The following is a 22530-nucleotide window of genomic DNA, read 5'->3' as shown; positions in this document are numbered from 1 at the left end:
AATTGGAAGCCGATAATTCCTATGAATCATATCCTTTAAGAAAATTTTGTCGCGTACAGAGGCAGACAATAATGCAGATAGAAAAACTCATCAAAATGGCCAATGCGATCGGCGAATTCTTCAATGCGGACCCTGATAAGGAGGCCGCCGTCGAGAGCATCAAAAATCATCTACTACGCGCCTGGGAACCCCGGATGCGCCGCGAAATCATCGATTATTGCCGCAAAGACGGGGACGGTCTGGCCGAGCCGGTCAAGCAGGCCGTTATGAAATTAGAAGCCTAACTCTAAAAAGAGCGCTTGAGCCTAGTAATAGACCGTTCGCCTAAAACCTGTTGTAGGTCGAACGGTCTTTTATGGCATCAGCAGGACACGTAGAACGATATATTTTTGGCCCAAAATCGTCTTAGACTCATCACAACATCGGCGCGATCACCAATGCCACTACCGACATCAATTTCAACAAGATATTCAGCGAAGGTCCCGAAGTATCCTTGAACGGGTCGCCGACCGTGTCGCCGACTACCGCCGCTTTATGGGGTTCCGAACCTTTATGATAGGTACGTCCCTGAATCTCCACACCGGCTTCGATCATTTTCTTGGCATTGTCCCAAGCGCCGCCGGCATTGGATTGAAAAATCGCCATCAACACCCCGCTTACCGTTACGCCGGCCAGTAAGCCGCCCAACATTTCAGCACCGCCGCCGAATCCCACGACAACCGGCGAAATGACGGCCAGCAATCCGGGAAACACCATTTCCCTGAGCGAGGCCCGTGTTGAAATCGCGACGCATTGACTGTATTCCGCTTTGCCGTCCGCATTATTGAAAACCAACTGATCGGCCTCGCTCCATTGATCCAGTTCCTTCCCTTCGTTGTGACGCATGACTTCGAGCGCCGCCTTCAACTCAGGGATAGAGGCAAACTGTCGTCTCACTTCTTGGATCATATCCATCGCCGCTCTTCCGACAGCCGCCATCGCCAGCGATGAAAATAGAAACGGCAGCATGCCGCCCAAAAATAAACCGCCCATCACATACGGCTTGGAAATATCGATACTGGAAATGTTGGCGGTGGTCATGAAGGCGGCAAACAATGCCAGCGCGGTCAGTGCGGCCGAACCGATCGCAAATCCCTTCCCGATTGCAGCGGTGGTATTACCGACGGCGTCAAGCTTATCGGTCCGCTCTCTCACGTCTTTCGGTAAGGCCGCCATTTCGGCGATACCGCCGGCATTATCGGAGATGGGCCCATAAGCATCGACCGCCAATTGAATACCGGTATTGGACAACATTCCCACCGCCGCTATGGCAATGCCGTATAGACCGGCGAATTCATAAGCACCGATAATAGCGGTGGCAATAATAATAATCGGCACTGCAGTCGACTGCATGCCTACTCCGACTCCGGCAATAATATTGGTCGCGGACCCGGTAAGCGATTGCTCGACGATGCCTCTTACCGGGCGGGTTCCGGTTCCGGTATAAAATTCGGTAATCGCGCCTATCGCCAGCCCTGAAACCAAGCCGATAATAATAGCAATGAACACGCCCAACGACGTGTAAACACCCGAGCCGGTTTGCCAGGATTCCGGCAACATCCATTGAGTGATTCCATAGGTTGCCAAAAGCATGAATACTGCCGAGACCAGTTCGCCGCGATTCAATGCTTTTTGCGGATTGCCGCCCTCTTTGATGCGCACGAACCATGTCCCAATAATCGATGTCACGATACCCACAGCTGCTAGCACCAAAGGCAACAACACGGCGTTTAATCCGCCGAATTCGTTATCTGCCTCGAATCCGGCTGTTCCGATCAATACCGCGCCCAGCACCATGGTGCCGATAATCGAGCCGACATAGGATTCGAAAAGATCGGCACCCATTCCGGCAACATCGCCGACATTATCGCCGACATTATCGGCGATCGTCGCAGGATTCAGCGGATGATCCTCGGGAATGCCGGCCTCGACCTTTCCGACCAAGTCCGCGCCGACATCGGCCGCTTTGGTGTATATGCCGCCGCCGACCCTGGCAAACAAAGCAATCGAAGACGCACCGAACGAAAAGCCGGTAATCACCGTGACGATGCGGCCCATTTCCCATCCCAACGAAGAAAACACGATTAGCAACAAACTGAGCCCCAACACGCCGAGGCCGACAACGCACATGCCCATCACCGAACCACCGGCAAAGGCCACCCGCAATGCGCTACCGATATTCGTTCTGGCCGCTTGCGTCGTTCTGACATTAGCTTTGGTGGCAATACGCATGCCTAAAAAACCGGCAAATCCGGAACAAAACGCGCCTAATATGAATGATAATGCAATCATCCAAGATGAATCGTCAGACAAAGAGCCCATCCAACCCAACAAAATAGCGACTAGAACGACAAAAATAGATAAAACCCGGTATTCCGCCTTGAGAAAGGCCATGGCGCCATCTTCGATGAAGCCTGCGATCCGTGTCATTCGTTCATTACCGGCATCCTGTTTGTTAACCCATGCCGAACGTTTAATGATAAAAAATAGCGCTAATAACCCGAAAACCGGGGTGAAATAAGTAATTAACTGTCCTGTATTCATCGATGTTTGCCTTGTTTTAGTTATTAATGGTTTATGACATCGACGCTTTTTGATAGGGCATAAAAAGCGACTTAATGATTTTTTTGAGACGAACCCTTACAATCCAACGTTGTTTTGCCGCGCCTGTCAACACTTGTCTTGTTAAAATTGGTTATTTGTGAAACCCGGACGCGGCTTTTAGGCTCAAATTTTTTTAAGCACCTTACTGGCGGCACTCTATGTCCGGAAAAAACTCGATCATTGCCACCCTGTTAGCGTTGATGTTAACGATCGGCATTTCACAAGCCGATAGCCTTAAAACTCAACTCGAACAACTCATTCATGCACAGGGCATAACAATAAAGAATTTACACTTAGTCCAAGACGGCCCTCCCCTTCGTCTTAGCGGCACACCGGATCAACAATTAAAACGACTGCTAAGTGATTATAACTTTGTTCAATTATCCAACAAGCAAGGAGATATAGAAAAAATCATTATCACCAGCATCAAGCGCTATGACAACACGCCGCCTCCTGCAGTTGTTGAAAAGCCTAAGACCGACGCCAGTTATGCCATAAAAACCACCCGCAGCGATTCGCATCATTTGGTAAAGGCCGAATTATCAGGACCTTACGGCACTAAACTGAAAGCCAATATGCTGATCGATACCGGCGCAACCACTCTAGTGTTACCCGCCTCGCTTCAATCCGCATTAGGTTTTACCGACAGAAACTTACAACCCGGGTACAGCGAAACCGCGAATGGCAGAGTCGAAATTATGCAAGGCAAGCTTAAATCGGTCGTTATCGGCAAAGCTCAAGCCGATAACGTGGATGTGAGTTTCATTGCAGACGATAAATTACAATCGAGCGGCTTGCTGGGTATGAGCTTTTTAGGGCGATTCCAAATGACGTTCGACGATGCGCGCAATCAAATTATTTTAAACCCCTATTAACCTAGAAAAAGCATTTCACCATGAAGATCATGAAGAATAGGAAGTTAATTCAATAACTTCTTATGAGTTTGTATAGATCTTTCGTTCACCCAAAAGGTTAGCGAGAATGTTTAGGTAATCTCCTGAAATACTTTATGAACTTCATGTACTTCATGGTTGTACTGCCGAATTTAGGATTAATTTTGTTCGTCGATAAAGTGCATCACTTCCTGCCACCACGGCAGTTCCGGAGCCAGCGGCAAACTGTTGTGATCGGCATTTTTAAACGACCACAGCCGTTTATGGTATTGAAGCGATTCATATAAATTCAAGCTATAGCGATTAGGAATGATTTGGTCGTCTTCAGCAATCACCATGGCCGTATTGCCGCTGTAGCCGTTCAAGTACTTGAGATTGTCGAACCGGTCGCGAATCAGCCATTTGGCCAGGAAAAACCAGTAATGGTGTTGCGCAACGTTAGCCATGCTATCGAAAGGCGTCATCAGTACAATGCCTTTAATCGGGACTTGTCTGGAATGCACGATTCCCCCGACAACACCGCTGCCCAGCGACTCACCCCAAAGAAAAATGGGATCGCCGAAATCGTCCCGTGCTTGTGTTACGATGGCGATGCCGTCGCTTATCAATACCGATTCCGATGGCGCGCCTAATCTTGCGCCATACCCCGGATATTCGGCAACAATAACCCGGTACCCCAGCCTCGCCAATGCATTGAAGTAATAAACCCGATTGATCGCGCTTCCCGCATTACCGTGAAAAACGATAACCGTTCCTTTACCGCCTCTCATGTTCGATTTAGACATCAATCCAAGATAATTTTCTTTTGCCGGCCAAAGTTCCAGATTCAACCGTTCAGCCAACTCTTGCTGCCTCCCTAATGTCTGCTTCCCGGGAAAATAAATCAGGTTTCGTTGCCATATAAATAAAGCTAGAAGAAACAACAAATAAGGTAACAGTATCGAAAGCATTCGTTTAATGACCATAATCAAGTCGCATCGTTAAAAAATACCCTTTGGCGCTCATAACTTATCATATCCTTCACGCGGCCACATTTTCGGTTTTCTGAAAGGAAGTAAGGATTTCGCGAAAAATAACTTCCTGGAGTTATGACCTTTGTCGAGGGTCCGGTAACTCGCCTGGCGAGACGCCATGAACCCAACACCTAAATTCTATAGGTCATTGGCAATGATTCACTACCATGGCTTATTTAGGTACTGGGTGAATACATCCGTGGCTTGAAGGCGGGGCCTGATTGCCAAGGATGGCGTGTATTAGGGCATCAACAGTAGGCGCTTTAGGAGATGCAGGAGGTAGAGCAACGCAGGAGCAGTTGCCGAGGAGCAAAAATCTGCAAACGCCATGGATGGCGTGAATGCAGATTTTGCAGGAGCAAAAATCTGCCCTGCCACCGACACCTGCCAATCGAGTTACCGAACCCTCCAAAAATAGGGACGTTATTTATGCCCAAATCCTAAGCATTCAATCCCCCTCTATGAAAAAGAGGGGGATTGAATGCTTACATTTACTGTAATCCGTGGGAAAATGAGCCTTTTTGATCTTTCTTTAATTAACCAAATAGCAAAAGCAGAAAGTCAAAAACAAAAAAATCGGTTATTTTTAGTTGGCCTGCCCTATTTTTTTTAACCTCAATAAACTCTCGATGAACTTATTACTCAATTATCTTTGGCTTTGTTTGTTCCGAAATAATCCTATAAATTTAATTCCCGGACCATCGTTCGTAGCGAAGAATTTGGGGTTCTATCTTGTTTCAGGCATGATCGTCGAGGGGCTTATTTCCGATCCTGTCAGCGGTACTTTGGAAGTTTTGATGAGGACCATTATGGCTTTTTCATTTATTACCGTTTTTTTGCTGATAATGAAGAAATGGCAATATTTTAAACAAGTCTTCACAGCCATCTTTGTCTGCGAAAACTTTATCATCACCTTGGCGATTGCCGCTGAAGTGCTGGATGTTTTTATGGTAATGAAACATGTTGAATATCAAGAAGAAATATCAATCGGGATCGGCGTGTTTTTAGTCATTTGGTATATTTCAGTTATCAGTTATATTTTCCGGCAAGTCTTTTTGTACAACGCAACGCCAAGCGTTATTTCGGCAATTGCCTACTTTCTTGCCAGTTACGGTATACCGTTGCTAGTTATGGAACTCTAATTTCATCTCAAGATTCGAACATATCCATACTTTGATCGATTATTGCTGAGTTCGAAAAAAGTCTAAAAATAGCTTGGTGATTGGCAAGAATGTCGGCAAAAAGAGTCATCGAGTTGTTATTATTTCCCCTTAACCATCATAGGAGACTCGCCCATGAACATTGAACTGATACGTGAAATCCTTTTATGGTGTTCCATAATCAATTTCAGCGTGCTGCTTTTATGGGGACTGCTATTTATCTCAGCTCACGAATGGATGTATCGATTACACGGGCACTGGTTTCGTTTGCCGGTGGAACAATTCGACGCCATACATTACGCAGGCATGGCGCTTTACAAAATCGGCATCATTCTGTTTAATCTCGTGCCTTATATTGCCTTGCATATCGTCGCATAAGAGCACGAAGACACAGGCAAAGGATTGTCCTTGAATACTTCGTTGAAAACATCATTCCTCTACCGAATCAGCCGCTTGGCCTCAGTATTCGCCTCGCATGCCAATCATGACCAGTTGTCTTTAGCCGAAGATGGCATAATCTTGCATAAAGACGAAACACATATCCGAATTGCTCATCTGGCGATCGGCAGCGGCATCGTCTTGGAAACAGGCTACTTCTGGGATGTACTGGCATTTCATCTGGAGAACAGCGAGACCGTGCGCATGGGCGGCATCGCTAAAAAACGATCGAAAAGCTTGCAAACCGAATTGCAGCAAGCCAACCGCCAATATCTCCACGATTTTTATCAACGCCTGGTTCCGGAAATAGAAAGCGCTTATCAACAGGCGCGCTCATGGTTTTCCGGAGATCGCTATGTGCGTCGAATTGCCGTCCGGCAATGGCTAAAGACTTATCGGGACTTGGTCAAAGGTATTCAGCGCAAAAATATACAACGTTTTTTGCCGCCTGATGCGGCACAAGCCTTGCCATTCATACGGCCTTTGTTAAACCATGGATATGATGCGATCGAGCGTTTGAATGAAACCTATGTCGAACGCCAAATCGAGACCTTCAAGCCCTTTTTTGACGGAGTGGAGAGCAATCCGTTAACAGCCAATCAGCGCCGCGCCTGCGTGATCGACGAACAGCACAATCTAGTCTTGGCCGGCGCAGGCACCGGCAAAACCAGTACAATGATCGGGCGTGCCGGATATTTAATCAACGCAGGACTAGCAAAGCCGGAACAAATCCTGATGTTGGCCTTTGCCCGCAAAGCGGCCGAGGAAATGGAACAGCGAATACAAGCCAAACTTCGCATCGATACGCTGACCGTAAAAACCTTTCACAGCCTGGGCAAACATATCATCGCCCAGGTTGAAGGCGTTGCGCCGACCATCGACAAAATGGCCGAGGACGAACATCTTCGCACCCGGTTTGTCGACGAACAAATCCAACGATTACTGCAAGACGATCAGTACCAGTCTCGATTGGTGACTTATTTCTTGCACTTCAGCCATCCCTATCGAAGCGCCTTCAAGTTCAGAAGTCTCGGCGAATATAACCGTTACATTCTCGAAAACGACATCCGCACGCTGCAGGGCGAATTGGTCAAAAGCTACGAAGAATGCGAAATCGCCAATTTTCTGTACCGGCAGCGTATCGCCTACCGCTATGAGGCTAATTACCAGGTCAATACCTCGGGACCGGATTATCGCGTTTATCAACCTGATTTTTACCTATCCGATTACGGTATCTATATCGAACATTTCGCTATCGACGAACATCAGCAAACGCCGCCGTTTATCGACCGGCAAAGCTATTTGGAAGCAATGGCGTGGAAACGGGCCTTGCATCGAAAACATCGGACCACGCTGATCGAAACCTACAGTTACCAGAAGCAACAAGGCATTTTGACGCAATCGCTGGAACAGCAACTGAAGCAGGCGGGTGTGGTTCTCGATCCGCTGCCCAACAATGAGTTACTTCAGCAATTGCATCAATTCGGCCATATTTCGCAACTGGGTCAATTGTTGGCTCAGATGCTGGCGCTGTTTAAAGCCGCCTATTTGAATATCAAAAGCCTGGTCACGCTGACTAAGCAACATGAAGATCATGAACGCATGCACGCGGCGGCTTTTTTGTTTGAGCCCATTTACGAAGCCTATCAACAATATTTGCGCGACACCGATACGATTGACTTCGAAGATATGATCGGTCGTGCAATCGACTATGTCGAAGCCGGACGCTTCCGGTCGCCGTACACGCATATTCTGGTCGATGAATTCCAAGACATATCGGCCAGTCGCGCCCGACTGATCAAGGCTTTGCTAAATCATAACCCGAACCACAGCCTGTTTTGCGTCGGCGACGATTGGCAATCGATTTACCGTTTTACCGGCAGCGATGTCACGATCACCCAGGAATTCGAGGAACATTTCGGCGATACTGCCTTGAGCATTCTGGATCAAACCTTTCGTTTCAATAATCAAATCGGTGCGGTGGCGTCCCGTTTTGTCATGCAAAACCCAACGCAAATCGCCAAGCGAATCGAAAGCCATACCGTCATCGAACAAGCGGCCGTCTCGCTCATCCGAGCCCGGCTCGATCCGGTCGGCCTGAATGCGACATTATCGGCAATTAATGCCAAGACCGCGGCGCATGCCAGCGTGTTGATCTTAGCCCGGTTCAATTTTAGAAAACCGGATTTGTCGAGCTTTAAGAGGCAGTATCCCAAACTTGCCATTCAATTCATGACGGTACACGCATCAAAAGGCAAGGAAGCCGATTATGTGATCGTACTTGGGTTGGAAAAAGGCAAAAACGGTTTTCCGTCAGAAAAAAAGACCCATCCGTTAGTGGAGTTATTACTACCGAATGCCGAAACGTTCGACCATGCCGAGGAAAGGCGTTTGTTTTATGTCGCGCTGACCCGTGCCCGGCATCATGTCTATCTGGTCAGCAATACCGATAAGGCGTCCGATTTTATCCGCGAACTGGTCGATCAGCGTTATGAAGTTCGCGTTGACGAATTTATCGGCGAAGGTTTTCAGGAGAAGATGGCCGATATTCCCTGCAGCGAATGCGAGACCGGCTACCTGGTGCAGAAAGATAGCCGGCATGGCCGTTTTTTCGGATGCAATCAGTATCCGCTATGCACGCACATCGAATCGCCCTGTCCTGAATGCGGCGGCGGTTTACGCCAACAGGGCCAATTCCGGATCTGCGAAAACCGGCTCTGCGGTCATATCGAGCCGGTTTGCCCTAAATGCGGCGGCAAACTCAGCTTGAGAAAAGGCCCTTACGGACAGTTCTGGGGTTGCTCGCATTTCCGGAAGAATGCTGAATTTTCCTGCAATCATACCGAGCAATTTATCGACCTGAAGGGCGCTAAAACACTCGCTTCTTAGTGAATAATCCTAGGAAAAGCATTTCACCATGAAGATCATGAAGAATAAGAAGTAGGGTGCGCATCGCGCACCTGGGTCGGGATCTTTCGTCGATTCAGCACCGTGGAAAGGTATGTCTGTCGAGGCCGACTCCTCACCAAACAAACTCTGCCCTTTTTGATTATTTGACGTCTTTTCGATCAAATAAAACTAAGTATTTCAAATCTGAACAATGGGTTCTCGATAAGGTCTTAGCTGCAGTCGATGACTGAAAAAATGCCGGAGACTTTATTCGGTAGTAACAAAGATCTGTTTGCATTCCAAGCAAATGCTTAATCGATGTATCCGGATAATTTTTAAATAACTTCAGTTTCTTTTCAGAAGATCATGAAATTGATTAAAATCCGCCGCGAAATCGCCGATGTAGCTCAGTTGGTAGAGCAACTGATTCGTAATCAGTAGGTCGCGGGTTCGAATCCCGCCATTGGCTCCAAATAAACAAAAGGGTTTGGTCTACTTTGACCGGGCCCTTTTTTTATTCCGATGTATCCAGCCAATACTTTCCAATTCTTGCTTATCCCGGAGCTTATCACTGAATGAAAACCAAAATCCTCACTTTATTGATTTTACCTTTGTTGGTTTGGGTCAATTTAAGCATCTGGAACTATCTGAATTATCCACTCAAAATGCAATCTTGGGATAATGTCATGAAAGGGGTGACTTACAGCCCGATGCGGAGGGATTTCGACCCCGGGAACAGCAGCCCTCCTACCCAAGATCAAATCGAGAACGATCTAAAGCTGCTTGCCGGCAAAGTACATGCGGTAAGAACCTATAGCGCTCTGGATGGGTTGGAATTCGTTCCCGAATTGGCGGATAAATACGACCTGAACGTAACGATGGGCGCATGGATCGACACCGATCTCGACAAGAACCGGCGCGAAATTGAAAGCTTGATCAAGCTCAGCAATCAAAACTCGCCTACGATCGTACGCTTGTTGGTCGGTAATGAGGTGTTGTTGCGTAAAGATATCGCACCCGATCAATTGATCGCTTATATCCGCGAAGTGAAAGCACGCACTTGGCGCCCGGTCAGCACCTCGGAAACCTGGGACATGTGGTTGGCTCATCCCGAATTGGCCGAAGAAGTCGATTTCATCGCTCTGCATATATTGCCGTACTGGGAAGGTTTGTCGATCGATGCAGCTGTCGATTACGTGTTCTACCGCTTCAATGCGATGCGCGAAGCATTTCCTGATAAACCCATTATCATAACCGAAGTCGGCTGGCCTTCCGACGGACAACCTTTTAAAAACGCCACCGCATCGCTGGCGAATCAAGCCCAGTTCTTAAGACAATTTCTCAACCGCGCGACCGAGCAAAAAATCACCTACTACGTCATCGAAGCCTTCGACCAGCCCTGGAAAGTGGAACTCGAAGGTTCGGCCGGGGCTTATTGGGGAATATTCAACGCCGATCGAGAATTAAAATTTCCGATGAAAGGCGATGTCACGCCGATGCCGGACTGGCAAGTCTGGGCAACCGCCGCCGCTGTTTTAAGCATCTTCTTGATGGCTTTGTTTCTATTCAGCCGCCACCGAAGATTGAAATTGCCGGGCAAGATTTTCTTCGGCATCGTTGCAAACATGGCCGCGTCGGTCATTCTATGGTCCGCGGCGGTAGCGGCCCAACAATACCAAACCGGCATCTCGTTGGTATTCTGGACACTGCTGTTGCTAATGCAAGCAATGGCCGTCGTCATACTACTGACCGAAAGTATGGAAATCGCCGAGGTCTTGTAGCACCGCAAAGGAAAGCGCACGTTTAAACCGCTACAAACGCCGGCCGGCTTCACATTTCCTAAAGTGTCGGTGCACCTGCCGATTCATAACGAACCGCCGGAAATGGTACGTGAAACGCTTGAGGCATTGGCACGCGTCGATTATCCGAATCTTGAGGTATTGGTGCTCGACAACAACACCAAAGACCCGGCCGTTTGGGAACCGGTACAAAAAGATTGCGAACGGCTTGGCGACGTATTCAGATTTTTCCACCTGGAAAACTGGCCCGGCTTCAAGGCAGGCGCGATCAACTTCGGACTAGAACACACCGCACCCGATGCCGAGATTGTCGCCGTGATCGATAGCGATTACATCATTTCGCCCAATTGGTTGAAATCGATGGTGCCTTATTTCGCGGACGACAAAGTCGGTTTCGTGCAGTCGCCACAAGATTATCGTGATCACGGTCTCAGTACATTCAAATCGATGTGTTATTGGGAATATGCCGGTTTTTTCAATATCGGCATGGTACAACGTAACGAGTACAACGCGATCATTCAGCACGGCACCATGACGATGATCCGCAAATCCGCGTTGCTCCAAGTAGGCCGCTGGGGAGAATGGTGTATTTGCGAGGACAGCGAGCTGGGTTTGCGCCTGTACGAAGCCGGTTACGATTCGGTCTACTGCAAAGAATCCTTCGGCCTTGGACTCATGCCGGATACCTTTTCGGGTTACATGACGCAGCGATTCCGTTGGGTGTACGGAGCGATGCAAATCATCAAGCATCATTGGCGGCAATTTCTACCCGGAAAACAATCCTCGCTGACCACCGCGCAACGCTATTATTTCATCGCAGGTTGGCTGCCTTGGTTTTCCGATGCGTTGGCGATGCTTTTGACGATTGCCAGCTTGATCATGACGACATTGCTGGTCGCCGACCCACTACGAAGCGAATTACCGGTCAATGCATTGCTGTTGCCGACCATCGGCTTATTCTGCTTTAAAATTTTCCGTACGTTATGGTTGTACAAGGCACGCGTTAACTGTTCAACTCTACAATCGCTCGGAGCCGCATTGTCCGGCTTATCCCTGACGCATACCGTCGCTAAAGGCACGCTTCAGGGCTTATTCACCTCCGGCAAACCGTTCATGCGCACGCCGAAACTCGAAAAACAAGGACCCTTCATCGCGGGCCTCGCTACGATCTGGCAAGAATTCTTGTTGCTGAGCTTGCTCGGCTTGGCGATTTATTCGATGTTATCAATCGATCATTTCGACAATTTGAGCGGCCGGCTCTGGGTTGCCGTACTCTCGGTGCAAACGGTACCCTATATAGCGACACTTTTGACCTTGCTATTCAGTATCGCGCCCAATTATTATCCCGGACCGGCAATACAAGCCATCGAGAGCTCTCAAGATAAGGAACTGTTATAAGGATAACCCACGGTTTCGACCGAACGCGCTCCGCTACTACACGGGATTCCGGCACGGATTGCCGGAATTCCGAACGGATTGTAAGACGCAGCGAATAGCGCACCCGCTTATGACTTCGGCAACTCGCCGACCCGTTTTCCGACGCGATACAAGCTCCAGGCTAGTACCACCAACATGATGCCTATCGCCCCGACTAGAAACCATCGGCTGTTCAATAATTCGCTCATATCCGGCGGCAGATCAATCGCTTCAGAGGCGACTTCAGCGTCCAGTTCGGCGGCAATACTCGGATAACCTCGGCGCAACAACTCCAGAATCGGCGCAGTATCGTAACGAGCTGATTCGGCCTTGTCATTCCCATAATAGAGTCGATAGCGGTTACCGGGCTCGCTAAGAAACAGCAATCGATAACCGTTTCCGACACCGTTGACACCGATAATATCCAGCGGCGGACTGTCTTGGTTATAAATCACGATGCGGTAATTCGGCCGGCGCTGTTCGGAAAAACCGATTCGGCTTTGCTCGTGGCTGATATCCTGAAAATTCAACGCTTCCAGTGTGGCGCTGCCGATCGTTTGCCAGCGGGATTCGATGCCGTGTTGCAGCAGAATTTGCACTTCCGCGTTACGGCTGAAATTGAGCGTACCGGTTTTGACCACAAAACCGGTCAACGGTTGGCGCTGCGTTTTGATGTCGATCACTGTCGTTTTAAGCTCGTCGTCTTGGCTGACCGCAAAATCCTCGACCGCATAATCGAACGATTTTGCTTCTTCCGGTACGGTTTCAGACTGTTTATGCCAAAAGTCGATGCGCTCGATTCGCAACGCTTCGTAATGCAGACCGCGCCGTTCAGACCGTTGCAGCTCTTCCCCGTCTTCCAGCAATCGAGTCAGTTCCGTCAGATTGGCAAGATGAGTTTGAGCCGCCTTGTCCACGGTAATTTTAAAATGCCGATACTGATTGGCCGGTAATTCGACGTCCCGCTGATCGACCGCGATATAACGCGAATAATCGTAGATCGGCGCATTCTCGACCAACAGGTGCCACTCGAGGCCGTCGGCGGAGCCGTGAATTTGTAGCCCGTATTCGAAATCCCGCTGCTGGGTCACGATCGTCAAACCGTCGGCGTTAACTGCGCCCTTGTCCAATTTAGCCGTAACGACAATACCCTCTTCGCCGATTTTGTTGAAGGACTCGATTACACTGTCGATGGCATGCCGGCTAACAACTCTCTTGCTGCCGGCGATTTTTTGCATTAAATAAGGTATTTCGACGCCGTTTCGATCCTTGATGCGAAGGTCTCGATAATCGTCGCCGGCGGCGTTATAGATCGAATCGTCCAAAGTCACGCCGAGCAGGCTTTGCCCACCGTCATCCTGCCAAACAACGGACCGGTTGAACCGGTATCCCATGAAATCGCCGGCCCATACAACCGGACTCAATAAACCGGCGAATAATAAAATTTTAGCGATCATGTCGTTTTCTCGTCCGAAGTATTCGCAGTGAAAGCTTGCTGATAGCGCATATAGGCAAACGCGCCGCCCAAGGCCAACAGGCCCAATACGATGAAGGCAACAATCCGGTAAATCTGCTCCAGCCGGGCCAGATCGATGAAAAAGACCTTCCAAGACACCAGTGCGAACAAGGCCAAGCCAATCAGCCTGAACACCGAAACCCGGCGTTTGATGCCGGCAAAGACCAGCGTCAGTGCAAACAGCGACCAGAGAATCGACACGCCCCCGGAGCGCAAGCCGGGAACGTATTGATACAGCGCCGAATTAGTTTCCAGACTCAGAAACACGAACAGCAGCACCAGCGCGGCACCGGCCGACCATCGGCGAATGTCCCCGGTCTCTCCGTTCGCCGACAGCCGCCGGAATGCAAACACGAAAAAACCGATGATTGCGGCAAAATCCAACAGCCGCATCAACGCGGATTGAAACGAATAAGGCCCGCCGTAACGCATAGTCCATACCTTATCGCCGCTGGCCATATAATCCGGAGCCAATCCCCACGACGGCAAATCGAACAGCAGCAGTTTGGTCAAAACCACGACCAAGCATAGTTTCAAACCATTCAGCAACCATGAGCCGGGTTCAGATAAATACCTCAGCAGCAACAACAAACCCAACGCCAACCACACCAGCGTCAGAACCGGCAATTGCAGCGGCGGATATAAATAGTCGAAACTTCGGTACAACTCTAATTGCAGCACGATAAAGAGCATAGCGACAGCCATTATCATGAAGGCTTGCATCGACCGGTTATCCTTTAACCACAGCGGCACATCATTTTCTTCGTGGCAAGTCAGCGCCGATTCCGCCCCTGGTTTTTCAATCAACTTGAAGGCCAAAGCCAGCGAACCGATCGGAATGCCGAAGCTGATTAACCTCTCTAGTAAGCCGAGCAAGAAATCGCCGAAGACTTGCTCACGTCCGATAGTAGCGCCGTATTGACCGGGCAAATCGATGAAACAAAAACGTCCCAACATGATGAGATACAGTAAAAATGCGACCTGTCGTAAAAACGCGCTACGCATCTTGCCCGCCATCCACAGCATAATCAGGGCTTGCACCGACCAACTGACGGTAATCCATTGATCGGAGAGCAGCAGCGGCAAGGTAATCGTGACAAAAAACGCCGCAAGTCCAATAAAGCCGAGCATCAGCTCCCGATCTCGCACATCGCGCGCCAGGCAGTAATAGACATGACCGACATAAAAGGCCGCCAGCGCAATCGTAACCCAGGCCACTTCGAGATCGCCGTAGGCATCGAGAATGAAATAACGCGCGGTCAGGAAAAAAATCGCGACATTGACGATCAAGGCCAACACATCCAATAGCGTCGACTTGACCCGGCGGACCAGGCAGAACAAAAAAACCATCGTCGAAAACAAAACGAAAAATGCGATCAGAAACGGCATGACTTGCTTAAAATAAGCCGTCTCGTATTGACTCAATGCACTGAAGAACAACAAATAATTAAAGAAAAAGCACAAAAAATTCAGTAAATGCCACTGCTTATAAGCGTTGATCGCAAGCAGACCGATACCCAGCAACAGCATGTAACTAAACAAACCGACAAAATTGACCTCACCGGTCGACAGTAGAATCGGCGTACAATAACCGCCGACGATCGCGAAAATCGCTACCAGCACCGAGTTCAAACGAACGGCCAACGTCGCGGCGGAAGCGGTCACCAAGATCATCAGCGCGAATGCCGGATACATCGCCACCAATCGGTAAAAACTGAACGCGGCGAACACGCTGAAATACAGTACCGCGATTCCGCCGCCGAGTAGACCTTGGCTGAACAAATGATACTTACCGAAGGCCAGACGCACGCCCCCGACGATCATCCCGACACCGGCCAACACCGCCAGGCCGACGCGCGCATGTTCGCCGAGCAATTCGTTATCGATAGAATATTTCAGAAAAAAGCCGATGCCGGTCACCAGAATGACAATGCCGATGCGCAGCAGCCAATTACTGGCAACTGCATACTCGACCGACACACCCTGCGGCCGATGCCCTTCGCCGACGACGATCCAATTCCAGATTTCCTGGAGGATTTGCTTCGCGGCCAGTTCGAAGCGGCTGGGTTCTGTAGGTTGCCGAACGCTACCCCGCCAAGGATCTATTGAAGCCGCTTCCGGAACCGGCTTGGAGATTATTTTCGCCTCCGGTTCCTCAATTGCCTGAGAGGTCTTGGTATGCGCCGAATTAAAATACTCGGGCTCCGGCACCGCAGCCGCTTCGACATCACCGGCTTGCGGCGCAGGCTCGACCGGTTCGGCAAAACGCTCCAGCAACGCCTCAAGTTTATTGTTCTGTTTGTTCAGCTTGCCGGCCAATTGATCCAGCGACCGGCCGATTTCATCCCGGTAACGATTTTGCCGCGTCATCAGCACCGCAAGCATGAGCAGCATAGCTCCCGGCACCAGTAACAAAACCAGTATGATAAAACCGAAAAAATCGTTCACGGCAACACTCCCGACAAACCGACATTGAAATGGGTTAATCGCTAAAGCATAGCCGTTAACGTTCCTAATAGCCGACAGCTTTTTTATCGCCCGTCAAAAACCGATCCGCGCCGAATGTTTCAGCGCAAGCCAGCTTTATAGCGTCGAGTGTGCGCAAAGCACCGGAATGATTAACTTGCAACTCGGTGGCTATATCGATGACGGTTGCATTAAGTCCAATGATTTCTAAATCGAGCTGACGAAAAAACTGGTCGAAGCAATCGAGCAATTCAAAATCTTTGGTTTTAAACGGCAATATTTAATATTCCAAGAGATACAGGCGGGATACAACAAAATGTGAATTCGATTTAAGAGCTTCATCGACCAGAAAACGGGGTTCCCGGCCTTGTTTTTGTTGCATAAAAAAGGAACAAAAAAGGAGGTTATATTAATAATTCAACCTGACCCCTTTTTCGACCCCTTTTTCCGGCCCCCTTTTTCCGATAATTAGTCACGTCACTAACTCATTCGCAATCATCTCAGCCTGTTTCAGTACGGTTTCGGTCGCTAAGTGCTGCATATCCGGCGGATAGCCGTATTGTCTGAGTAGCCTTTTGACGATGACTTTTAATTTAGCGCGAACACTTTCTTTGATCGTCCAATCAATCGAAGCGTTTTCTTTCACTTTTTGCGTCAACACAACGGCTAATTCTCTGAGCTTGTCATGTTGCATCAATTCTTTGGCACTGTCATTGCTTGCCACGGCTGTATAAAACGCATATTCAAAATCGCTTAAGCCCAGGTGTTCGGCTTCGCTATCAGACGCGACGATTGCCTTGCTGATTTTAATCAACTCATCCATGACTTCGGCGGCGGTCAGGATTTTGTTCTGGTATTTTTTGATGGCCGTTTCCAGCATCTCCATCAAGGATTTGCTTTGCACCAGGTTCTTTTTCGCCCGCGTTTTCAACTCGTCATTGAGCAGTTTTTTCAAAACTTCCAACGCGACGTTTTTATGTTCCATGCCTTTGAGTTCGAGGAGGAATTCTTCGGACAGGATGGAAATATCGGGTTTTTTGATGCCTGCCGCATCGAAGACATCGATGACCTGTTCGGAAATCAGTGCCTTGTCGATGACTTGCCGGATCGTGGTTTCAATTTCCTCATCGGTTTTGCCGGAGCCGGTCCCGTCAAACTTGGCCAGCCGTGCTTTGACCGCTTGGAAAAAAGCCACTTCATCCTTGGCTTCCATCGCCTGTTCATGTGGAATGGCAATGGCAAAGGCTTGCGAAAGCGCCGTCACTTCATTGATATACCGCTTTTTGCCGTCTTTCAGCCCCAGAATGTGCTCTTCGGCGGCCAGAATAATCGACAGCTTCTGGCTGGTATCCGCCGCGAAATAATCCTCGTAAGCGAAACCGTGATACATGGCGGAGACGACTTCGAGCTTTTCCAGCATCAGATGCACGGCTTGTTCTTGCGCCAAGGTCGGGTCGCCCTTGCCTCCGGCATCGGAATAGAAGGACAAGGCTTCTTTCAAATCTGACGCGATTCCCAAATAATCGACGATCAAGCCGCCCGGTTTGTCGAGATACACCCGGTTAACCCGTGCAATCGCTTGCATCAGATTATGGCCTTTCATCGGTTTGTCGATATAGAGCGTATGCAACGAGGGCGCATAGAAGCCGGTCAACCACATATCACGGACGATAACGAGTTTCAATTCATCATCGTTATCTTTCATCCGTTCGGCCAAGGCCTTACGTTGCTGTTTGGTCGTGTGGTGTTTTGCCAGTTTCGGCCCGTCCGACGAGGAAGCCGTCATGACGACTTTAATCACGCCTTTGTTGGGATCATCCGAATGCCATTCCGGTTTGAGTTTGATGATTTCCTCATACAGATTGGCGGCAATGCGGCGGGACATCGCGACAATCATGCCTTTGCCGTCAAAGACCTCCTGCCGGGCTTCAAAATGGGTGACGATATCTTTAGCGATATTCTTAACCCGCTCATGGCTGCCGATCAGGGCTTCGACTTGCGTCCATTTGGCTTTAGCTTTTTGGGTGTCGGTCAGATCTTCTTGATCCAGTTCCTTATCGAGTTCGCCAATCAGTTTTTTGCCTTCGGCACTCAAACCCACCTTGGCCAAGCGGCTCTCATAAAAAATTCGCACCGTGGCGCCATCTTCAACGGCTTGGGCAATATCGTAAATATCCACGTAATTACCGAATACAGCGGGTGTGTTGACATCGGTTTTTTCAATCGGCGTGCCGGTAAAGCCGAGATAAGTGGCATTGGGCAAAGCATCGCGTAGATATTTGGCAAAACCGTACACGACTTTTTTGCCGATAACATTACCGTCCGCGTCTTTTTCATCGACCGTTTTGGCTTTGAAGCCATATTGAGTGCGGTGCGCTTCATCGGCAATGACCACAATATTGCGGCGGTCGGAGAGTTGTTCGTAAACATTGCCCTCTTCCGGCTGGAATTTTTGGATCGTGGAAAAAATGACACCGCCGGAACCGACCCGTAACAGGTCTTTGAGTTGTTGCCGGTCTTCGACTTGCTTAGGGTCTTGCCGTAACAGTTGGGAGGAAGCGGCAAAGGTGTCGAACAATTGATCATCGAGGTCGTTGCGGTCGGTGATCACCAACACAGTCGGATTATCCAAGGCTAGGACAATCTTGCCAGTATAAAACACCATGGAAAGCGATTTACCGGAGCCTTGCGTATGCCAGACCACGCCGGCCTTTTGATCGCCTTTGGGTTGTTGCCTGACATCCGGCAAACCGTAACCCGCCGGCGGTTCGCTCAACGCCCTTGACGATTCAAAACCTGCCGCCCGCAATGTCGAGGCAATCGCCGCGTTCACGGCGTAATACTGATGATAGGCGGCCAGTTTCTTAACCGTGCTGATGCTGATAATACCGGTTTGAGGGTCTTCTTTCTTGGCTTTCTCGAACACGATGAAATGCCGGATCAAATCCAGCAACGTGGCTTTGTTCAACATGCCGTTAATCAGGGTTTCAAGCTGGCTGACCAAATGCGAGGCTTCGGTTTTGCCATCCACCGACTTCCACGCCATAAACCGGCTAAAACCCGCCGATAAAGACCCGGCTTTGGCTTCCAGCCCATCGGAAATCACCAGAATGGCGTTGGTGGTAAACAGGCTGGGAATGGTGTGCTTGTAGGTTTCAAGTTGTTTATAGGCGGATTTGATCGTGGCATTTTCATCGGTGGCGTTTTTGAGCTCGATCACCACCAGAGGCAGCCCATTGACGAACAGCACCAGATCTGGGCGTTTGTTCTGGTTGTTCTCAATCACCGTGAACTGATTGGCCACTATAAATTCGTTGTTTTCGGGATTTTCAAAATCAATCAGCCAAACCAGATCACCGCGATCCTGCCCATCTTGGCTGTAACTGACTTTCACACCTTCGGTCAGCAGTCGGTGAAAGGCTTCATTATTGGCCAGCAATTCCGGCGAATGGATGCGCTCCACGTCTTTCAACGCTTCTTGCAGCGCGTGCGGTGGAACGGACGGATTGATACGCCGCACGGCAGATTGCAAGCGGTCTTTCAGGAGCACTTCGTCATAATGGCCACGTTCCGGGTTGTCGCCATCGGGGGCAATGTCGGGGGCGTAAATAGTGCTGTAGCCAAGTTGTTCAAATAGCTCGATAGCAAACGCTTCAATGGCGGATTCGGTCAGTTTGGTCATTGCGTGTATTTGTGAACATGAAGCGTTAAATAATCCGCCGATGTGATGATTTCAAACGGTGTCTGTGTTCTCAATACCAACAAATCCTCATCGCCGGTGACTAAAAAATCAGCTTGACCATTAAAAGCCAACGCCAAAAATATTTGGTCTTTATTATCCCGGCATTTTGGCAAATGGTTTTCATTGGCTTCTGAAATCGTCACTGTTTCGGCATAAGGCAAGTAATGAGAAACCAATATGTCTATTTGCTCGGCATTTAACTTGAATTTTGGATAGGCTAGAACCCGTAAAAATTCGGCACGGGTACGGGTTTCCTCACAAATTAACGGCGTTATATTTTCTTGTCGCCAATGTTGGACCAAAACCGACAGCTTGCCGCGAAATAACAAGGCTGAAATAATCGTGTTGGTATCAAAAACAACTCTCATTTTTCCCGCGCCCAATGAATCGCGTCGCTTATATCGGTTTCACTGATATTTTGCGCGGTGACATGGTCGCGGATGGCGTCCAGTTCGTCATTTTCATCATCTGCCAAAATCAATACTTCGATTTTTTGCCCTTTTTTTAACGCTAATGGGCGTTTTAAGGTGATATGCTGCAAGTCCTCTAGCGTGATTATTTCTTTGTAGGCATACATTAGTTTTCCTCAAAAGGCATGGGTAGTTAAGAATTGTAGTTTACCCTGACTTCACTGCTCATAAACTTGAGGAGGATGTGTCGCCAAGTCTTCAATCGCGGATTCGGTCAGTTGGGTCATCCATTTTTACCATTGATTAAATTGATAATGACTTTGACGATGGTATCTTTTTCTTCCGGTTTGCTTTCGGCGATCAGCAAAGTAAAGGCAACCAAGGCGTTATCGGCAATGCGTTTTTCGCCGTCTTGGTTGTACAGATAATCGTGTCGCTGTAAAAACCAGGCAAAAATCGCCGCCGCGATGCGTTTATTGCCGTCGCTGAAAGAATGGTTTTTGACGATGAAATACAACAGATTCGCCGCTTTTTCCTCGATGCTCGGGTACAATTCTTCACCGCCGAAGGTTTGATAAATCGTGGACAGAGAACTTTTGAACGAGTCGTCCTTTTCGTTACCGAACAATTGACCCAGCCCTTCCTGTTGTCGCCATAGCCGGATTTGAGCGATGGCTTCGGCATAGCGAATCGGCGTCTGCGTGGCTTTTTGCGTACCTGCGATGACCAAGCGTTGATGGTCGTAATCATCCAGCACCGTCAAGGCGTGGCTGTATTGTTCCAAAATCGTCAGAATGCCTTGCGATTCGTTGGCCGACAGTGACTTGTTATGCACCAAGCGCGACGATAACGCGATGGCGCGTTGCAAATCGGCAAGTTTTTCCTGGCTGGCACGCAGTTTTTGTTCGTTCAGGGCGTAGCCTTGTAGTAGGTATTGCTTCAAAATCTGAGTGGCCCAGCGCCGAAACTGCACGCCTCGTTTGGACTTGATACGATAACCTACCGAAATAATCACATCCAGATCGTAATAGGCCACAGGTTTGTCAGAATTTGCAATATGCATTTTTTGCATATTGCTTTTTTCAGAAACCTCCTCATCTTTGAATGCGTTGGCAATATGCCGCGAGATAACCGACTGATCACGGCCAAATAATTCAACCATCTGTGCTTGGTTAAGCCAAACGGTCTCTTGTTCCAAATGGACATCAATGCGAATACTGCCGTCTTCGTTTTGGTAGATGGCGATTTGTTGGGGCGCGTTTGTTAAAGTCATGCGGTGATGCTCAGGGTTGATAGCTCATAGCGAGTCGCGTAGCAACGGCCAGTAAGCGTTTATCGCGTGTCCATAAGGTGGCGTTAAGCGCCAATTTTGCAGAGGCTAACAAATGCACATCGACAAAACCGATGCCCAAACCAAACAAGGCATTCGCTTCAATAAACCGGTTGATTTCCGCATCGAAAGCAACCGGGGCTTGCGGCAAGTTATCCAGTAGTCCCAAAAGGATATGCCGTTGCGGTAAATTACCTAACGCGAGTTCACCCCGGACAAACGGATGACCTAAAACTTGACCGTTTTCCAATAAACCGACCAACGCGGGTTCTTTTTTCCGAAAGTGGTCGATCCAGACCGAGGTATCCACCAACACCGGCATTTTTACAACTCGGTTTGCCGGCGAGGAATGGGCTGCAAATCGGGGGCAATGCCGCCTAAGCTGGCTAGGCGCTTGGCGCTCTCGCGTTCAATCAGGGCCTTCAAGGCTTCTTTGATGAGGCTGGATTTCTCTTTTAGGTTGGTTAAGGCTTGAGCTTTTTCGAGTAATTCATCATCTAATACAACCGTCGTGCGCATAATGGCCTCCATAAAATGTCATCGAATGATGCGCTTTTTTGTGCAGTTAGACAACTTTCACCCGCACTTCGCCGCTTAGGAATATGCACAAAATAACTTATACAAGTTGTAGGCTTTGGGCGGTTCGGTAACTCGCTTGACAGGACGCCGTGAATACGTCCATGTAGGCTTGACGGCGGCTATCTGAACGCCAGGGATGGCGTGAATGCAGATTTTGCAGGAGCAAAAATCTGCCCAGCCGCCGACACCTGTCAATCGAGCCACCGAACCCCCTTCTGACAGTTGTCGAAGTTATT

At 49.0% G+C, this 22530-nt stretch carries 16 protein-coding genes, 1 tRNA gene and 1 pseudogene; 7 read left to right on the top strand and 11 right to left on the bottom strand.

The features are described from left to right. Positions 1–71 precede the first annotated feature (71 nt). Positions 72–284, top strand: coding sequence for a formate dehydrogenase subunit delta (locus ACINK7_RS01185; RefSeq protein ID WP_404359274.1), 213 nt, complete (start codon positions 72–74; stop codon positions 282–284). Positions 285–414: 130 nt separating this feature from the next. On the opposite strand, the gene ACINK7_RS01180 is transcribed toward ACINK7_RS01185, so the two are convergent. Continuing rightward, positions 415–2583, bottom strand: coding sequence for a sodium-translocating pyrophosphatase (locus ACINK7_RS01180; protein WP_404359272.1), 2169 nt, complete (start codon positions 2581–2583; stop codon positions 415–417). A 218-nt stretch (positions 2584–2801) separates the two neighbouring features. On the opposite strand from ACINK7_RS01180, the gene ACINK7_RS01175 reads away from it, so the two are divergent. Next, the gene (locus tag ACINK7_RS01175; RefSeq protein WP_404359270.1) at positions 2802–3518 is read left to right on the top strand and encodes a TIGR02281 family clan AA aspartic protease; all 717 of its coding nucleotides are present in this window, start codon (positions 2802–2804) and stop codon (positions 3516–3518) included. 176 nt (positions 3519–3694) lie between these two features. Here ACINK7_RS01175 and ACINK7_RS01170 read toward each other — a convergent pair whose 3' ends face one another. Next, positions 3695–4501: an alpha/beta hydrolase gene (locus ACINK7_RS01170; protein WP_404359268.1), complete on the bottom strand. Its 807-nt coding sequence runs from the start codon at positions 4499–4501 to the stop codon at positions 3695–3697. 677 nt (positions 4502–5178) lie between these two features. On the opposite strand from ACINK7_RS01170, the gene ACINK7_RS01165 reads away from it, so the two are divergent. The 5 genes and pseudogenes from ACINK7_RS01165 to ACINK7_RS01145 all read left to right on the top strand — a co-directional run bounded on the left by ACINK7_RS01165 (position 5179) and on the right by ACINK7_RS01145 (position 12233). Continuing rightward, a complete protein-coding gene (locus ACINK7_RS01165) occupies positions 5179–5691 on the top strand; it encodes a hypothetical protein (RefSeq protein ID WP_404359266.1) in 513 nt (170 codons plus the stop codon). Positions 5692–5844: 153 nt separating this feature from the next. Beyond that, a complete protein-coding gene (locus tag ACINK7_RS01160) occupies positions 5845–6087 on the top strand; it encodes a DUF6868 family protein (RefSeq protein ID WP_404359264.1) in 243 nt (80 codons plus the stop codon). Positions 6088–6117: 30 nt separating this feature from the next. Further along, positions 6118–9036 carry a UvrD-helicase domain-containing protein gene (locus ACINK7_RS01155; protein ID WP_404359262.1) on the top strand — a complete coding sequence of 973 codons (2919 nt, stop codon included), beginning with the start codon at positions 6118–6120 and terminating at the stop codon, positions 9034–9036. A 396-nt stretch (positions 9037–9432) separates the two neighbouring features. Then, a tRNA-Thr gene (locus ACINK7_RS01150) sits at positions 9433–9508 on the top strand. A gap of 103 nt (positions 9509–9611) precedes the next feature. Then, positions 9612–12233, top strand: a pseudogene (locus tag ACINK7_RS01145) (glycosyltransferase). A gap of 107 nt (positions 12234–12340) precedes the next feature. On the opposite strand, the gene ACINK7_RS01140 reads toward ACINK7_RS01145, so the two are convergent. The 9 genes from ACINK7_RS01140 to ACINK7_RS01100 all read right to left on the bottom strand — a co-directional run bounded on the left by ACINK7_RS01140 (position 12341) and on the right by ACINK7_RS01100 (position 22234). Then, a complete protein-coding gene (locus ACINK7_RS01140) occupies positions 12341–13708 on the bottom strand; it encodes a hypothetical protein (protein ID WP_404359261.1) in 1368 nt (455 codons plus the stop codon). Then, positions 13705–16215: a DUF2339 domain-containing protein gene (locus ACINK7_RS01135; RefSeq protein WP_404359259.1), complete on the bottom strand. Its 2511-nt coding sequence runs from the start codon at positions 16213–16215 to the stop codon at positions 13705–13707. The genes ACINK7_RS01140 and ACINK7_RS01135 overlap by 4 nt, the downstream gene beginning before the upstream one ends. Positions 16216–16279: 64 nt before the next feature. Further along, positions 16280–16510: a hypothetical protein gene (locus ACINK7_RS01130; protein ID WP_404359257.1), complete on the bottom strand. Its 231-nt coding sequence runs from the start codon at positions 16508–16510 to the stop codon at positions 16280–16282. A gap of 195 nt (positions 16511–16705) precedes the next feature. Next, positions 16706–19915 carry a type I restriction endonuclease subunit R gene (locus tag ACINK7_RS01125; RefSeq protein WP_404359256.1) on the bottom strand — a complete coding sequence of 1070 codons (3210 nt, stop codon included), beginning with the start codon at positions 19913–19915 and terminating at the stop codon, positions 16706–16708. Beyond that, positions 19912–20343: a putative toxin-antitoxin system toxin component, PIN family gene (locus tag ACINK7_RS01120; RefSeq protein ID WP_404359255.1), complete on the bottom strand. Its 432-nt coding sequence runs from the start codon at positions 20341–20343 to the stop codon at positions 19912–19914. Before ACINK7_RS01120 ends, ACINK7_RS01125 begins: the two co-directional genes overlap by 4 nt. Further along, complete coding sequence (locus tag ACINK7_RS01115; protein ID WP_404359253.1) at positions 20340–20552, bottom strand: hypothetical protein; 213 nt, start codon at positions 20550–20552, stop codon at positions 20340–20342. The genes ACINK7_RS01120 and ACINK7_RS01115 overlap by 4 nt, the downstream gene beginning before the upstream one ends. A 116-nt stretch (positions 20553–20668) precedes the next feature. After that, positions 20669–21658: a RhuM family protein gene (gene rhuM / locus ACINK7_RS01110; protein ID WP_404359252.1), complete on the bottom strand. Its 990-nt coding sequence runs from the start codon at positions 21656–21658 to the stop codon at positions 20669–20671. Between the two features lie 10 nt (positions 21659–21668). After that, the gene (locus ACINK7_RS01105; RefSeq protein WP_404359250.1) at positions 21669–22037 is read right to left on the bottom strand and encodes a type II toxin-antitoxin system VapC family toxin; all 369 of its coding nucleotides are present in this window, start codon (positions 22035–22037) and stop codon (positions 21669–21671) included. Positions 22038–22039: 2 nt separating this feature from the next. Then, entirely contained in the window at positions 22040–22234 is a 195-nt protein-coding gene (locus ACINK7_RS01100) for a type II toxin-antitoxin system VapB family antitoxin (protein WP_014148628.1), read from the bottom strand. Positions 22235–22530: the final 296 nt, after the last annotated feature.

It is taken from the genome of Methylotuvimicrobium sp. KM1, from assembly GCF_044788715.1.
Classification (GTDB): domain Bacteria; phylum Pseudomonadota; class Gammaproteobacteria; order Methylococcales; family Methylomonadaceae; genus Methylotuvimicrobium.
Note: the sequence above shows the minus strand (reverse complement) of the source record. Positions and strands in the feature narration are given on the sequence as shown.

Bases quoted from the DNA above. Each gene is read 5' to 3' on its own strand.
- ACINK7_RS01160 (WP_404359264.1), top strand. From the start codon at position 5,845: ATGAACATTGAACTGATACGTGAAATCCTTTTATGGTGTTCCATAATC.
- ACINK7_RS01120 (WP_404359255.1), bottom strand. From the start codon at position 20,343: ATGAGAGTTGTTTTTGATACCAACACGATTATTTCAGCCTTGTTATTT.
- rhuM (WP_404359252.1), bottom strand. From the start codon at position 21,658: ATGACTTTAACAAACGCGCCCCAACAAATCGCCATCTACCAAAACGAA.
- ACINK7_RS01105 (WP_404359250.1), bottom strand. From the start codon at position 22,037: ATGCCGGTGTTGGTGGATACCTCGGTCTGGATCGACCACTTTCGGAAA.
- ACINK7_RS01165 (WP_404359266.1), top strand. From the start codon at position 5,179: ATGAACTTATTACTCAATTATCTTTGGCTTTGTTTGTTCCGAAATAAT.
- ACINK7_RS01180 (WP_404359272.1), bottom strand. From the start codon at position 2,583: ATGAATACAGGACAGTTAATTACTTATTTCACCCCGGTTTTCGGGTTA.
- ACINK7_RS01140 (WP_404359261.1), bottom strand. From the start codon at position 13,708: ATGATCGCTAAAATTTTATTATTCGCCGGTTTATTGAGTCCGGTTGTA.
- ACINK7_RS01100 (WP_014148628.1), bottom strand. From the start codon at position 22,234: ATGCGCACGACGGTTGTATTAGATGATGAATTACTCGAAAAAGCTCAA.
- ACINK7_RS01185 (WP_404359274.1), top strand. From the start codon at position 72: ATGCAGATAGAAAAACTCATCAAAATGGCCAATGCGATCGGCGAATTC.
- ACINK7_RS01125 (WP_404359256.1), bottom strand. From the start codon at position 19,915: ATGACCAAACTGACCGAATCCGCCATTGAAGCGTTTGCTATCGAGCTA.
- ACINK7_RS01175 (WP_404359270.1), top strand. From the start codon at position 2,802: ATGTCCGGAAAAAACTCGATCATTGCCACCCTGTTAGCGTTGATGTTA.
- ACINK7_RS01170 (WP_404359268.1), bottom strand. From the start codon at position 4,501: ATGGTCATTAAACGAATGCTTTCGATACTGTTACCTTATTTGTTGTTT.
- ACINK7_RS01115 (WP_404359253.1), bottom strand. From the start codon at position 20,552: ATGTATGCCTACAAAGAAATAATCACGCTAGAGGACTTGCAGCATATC.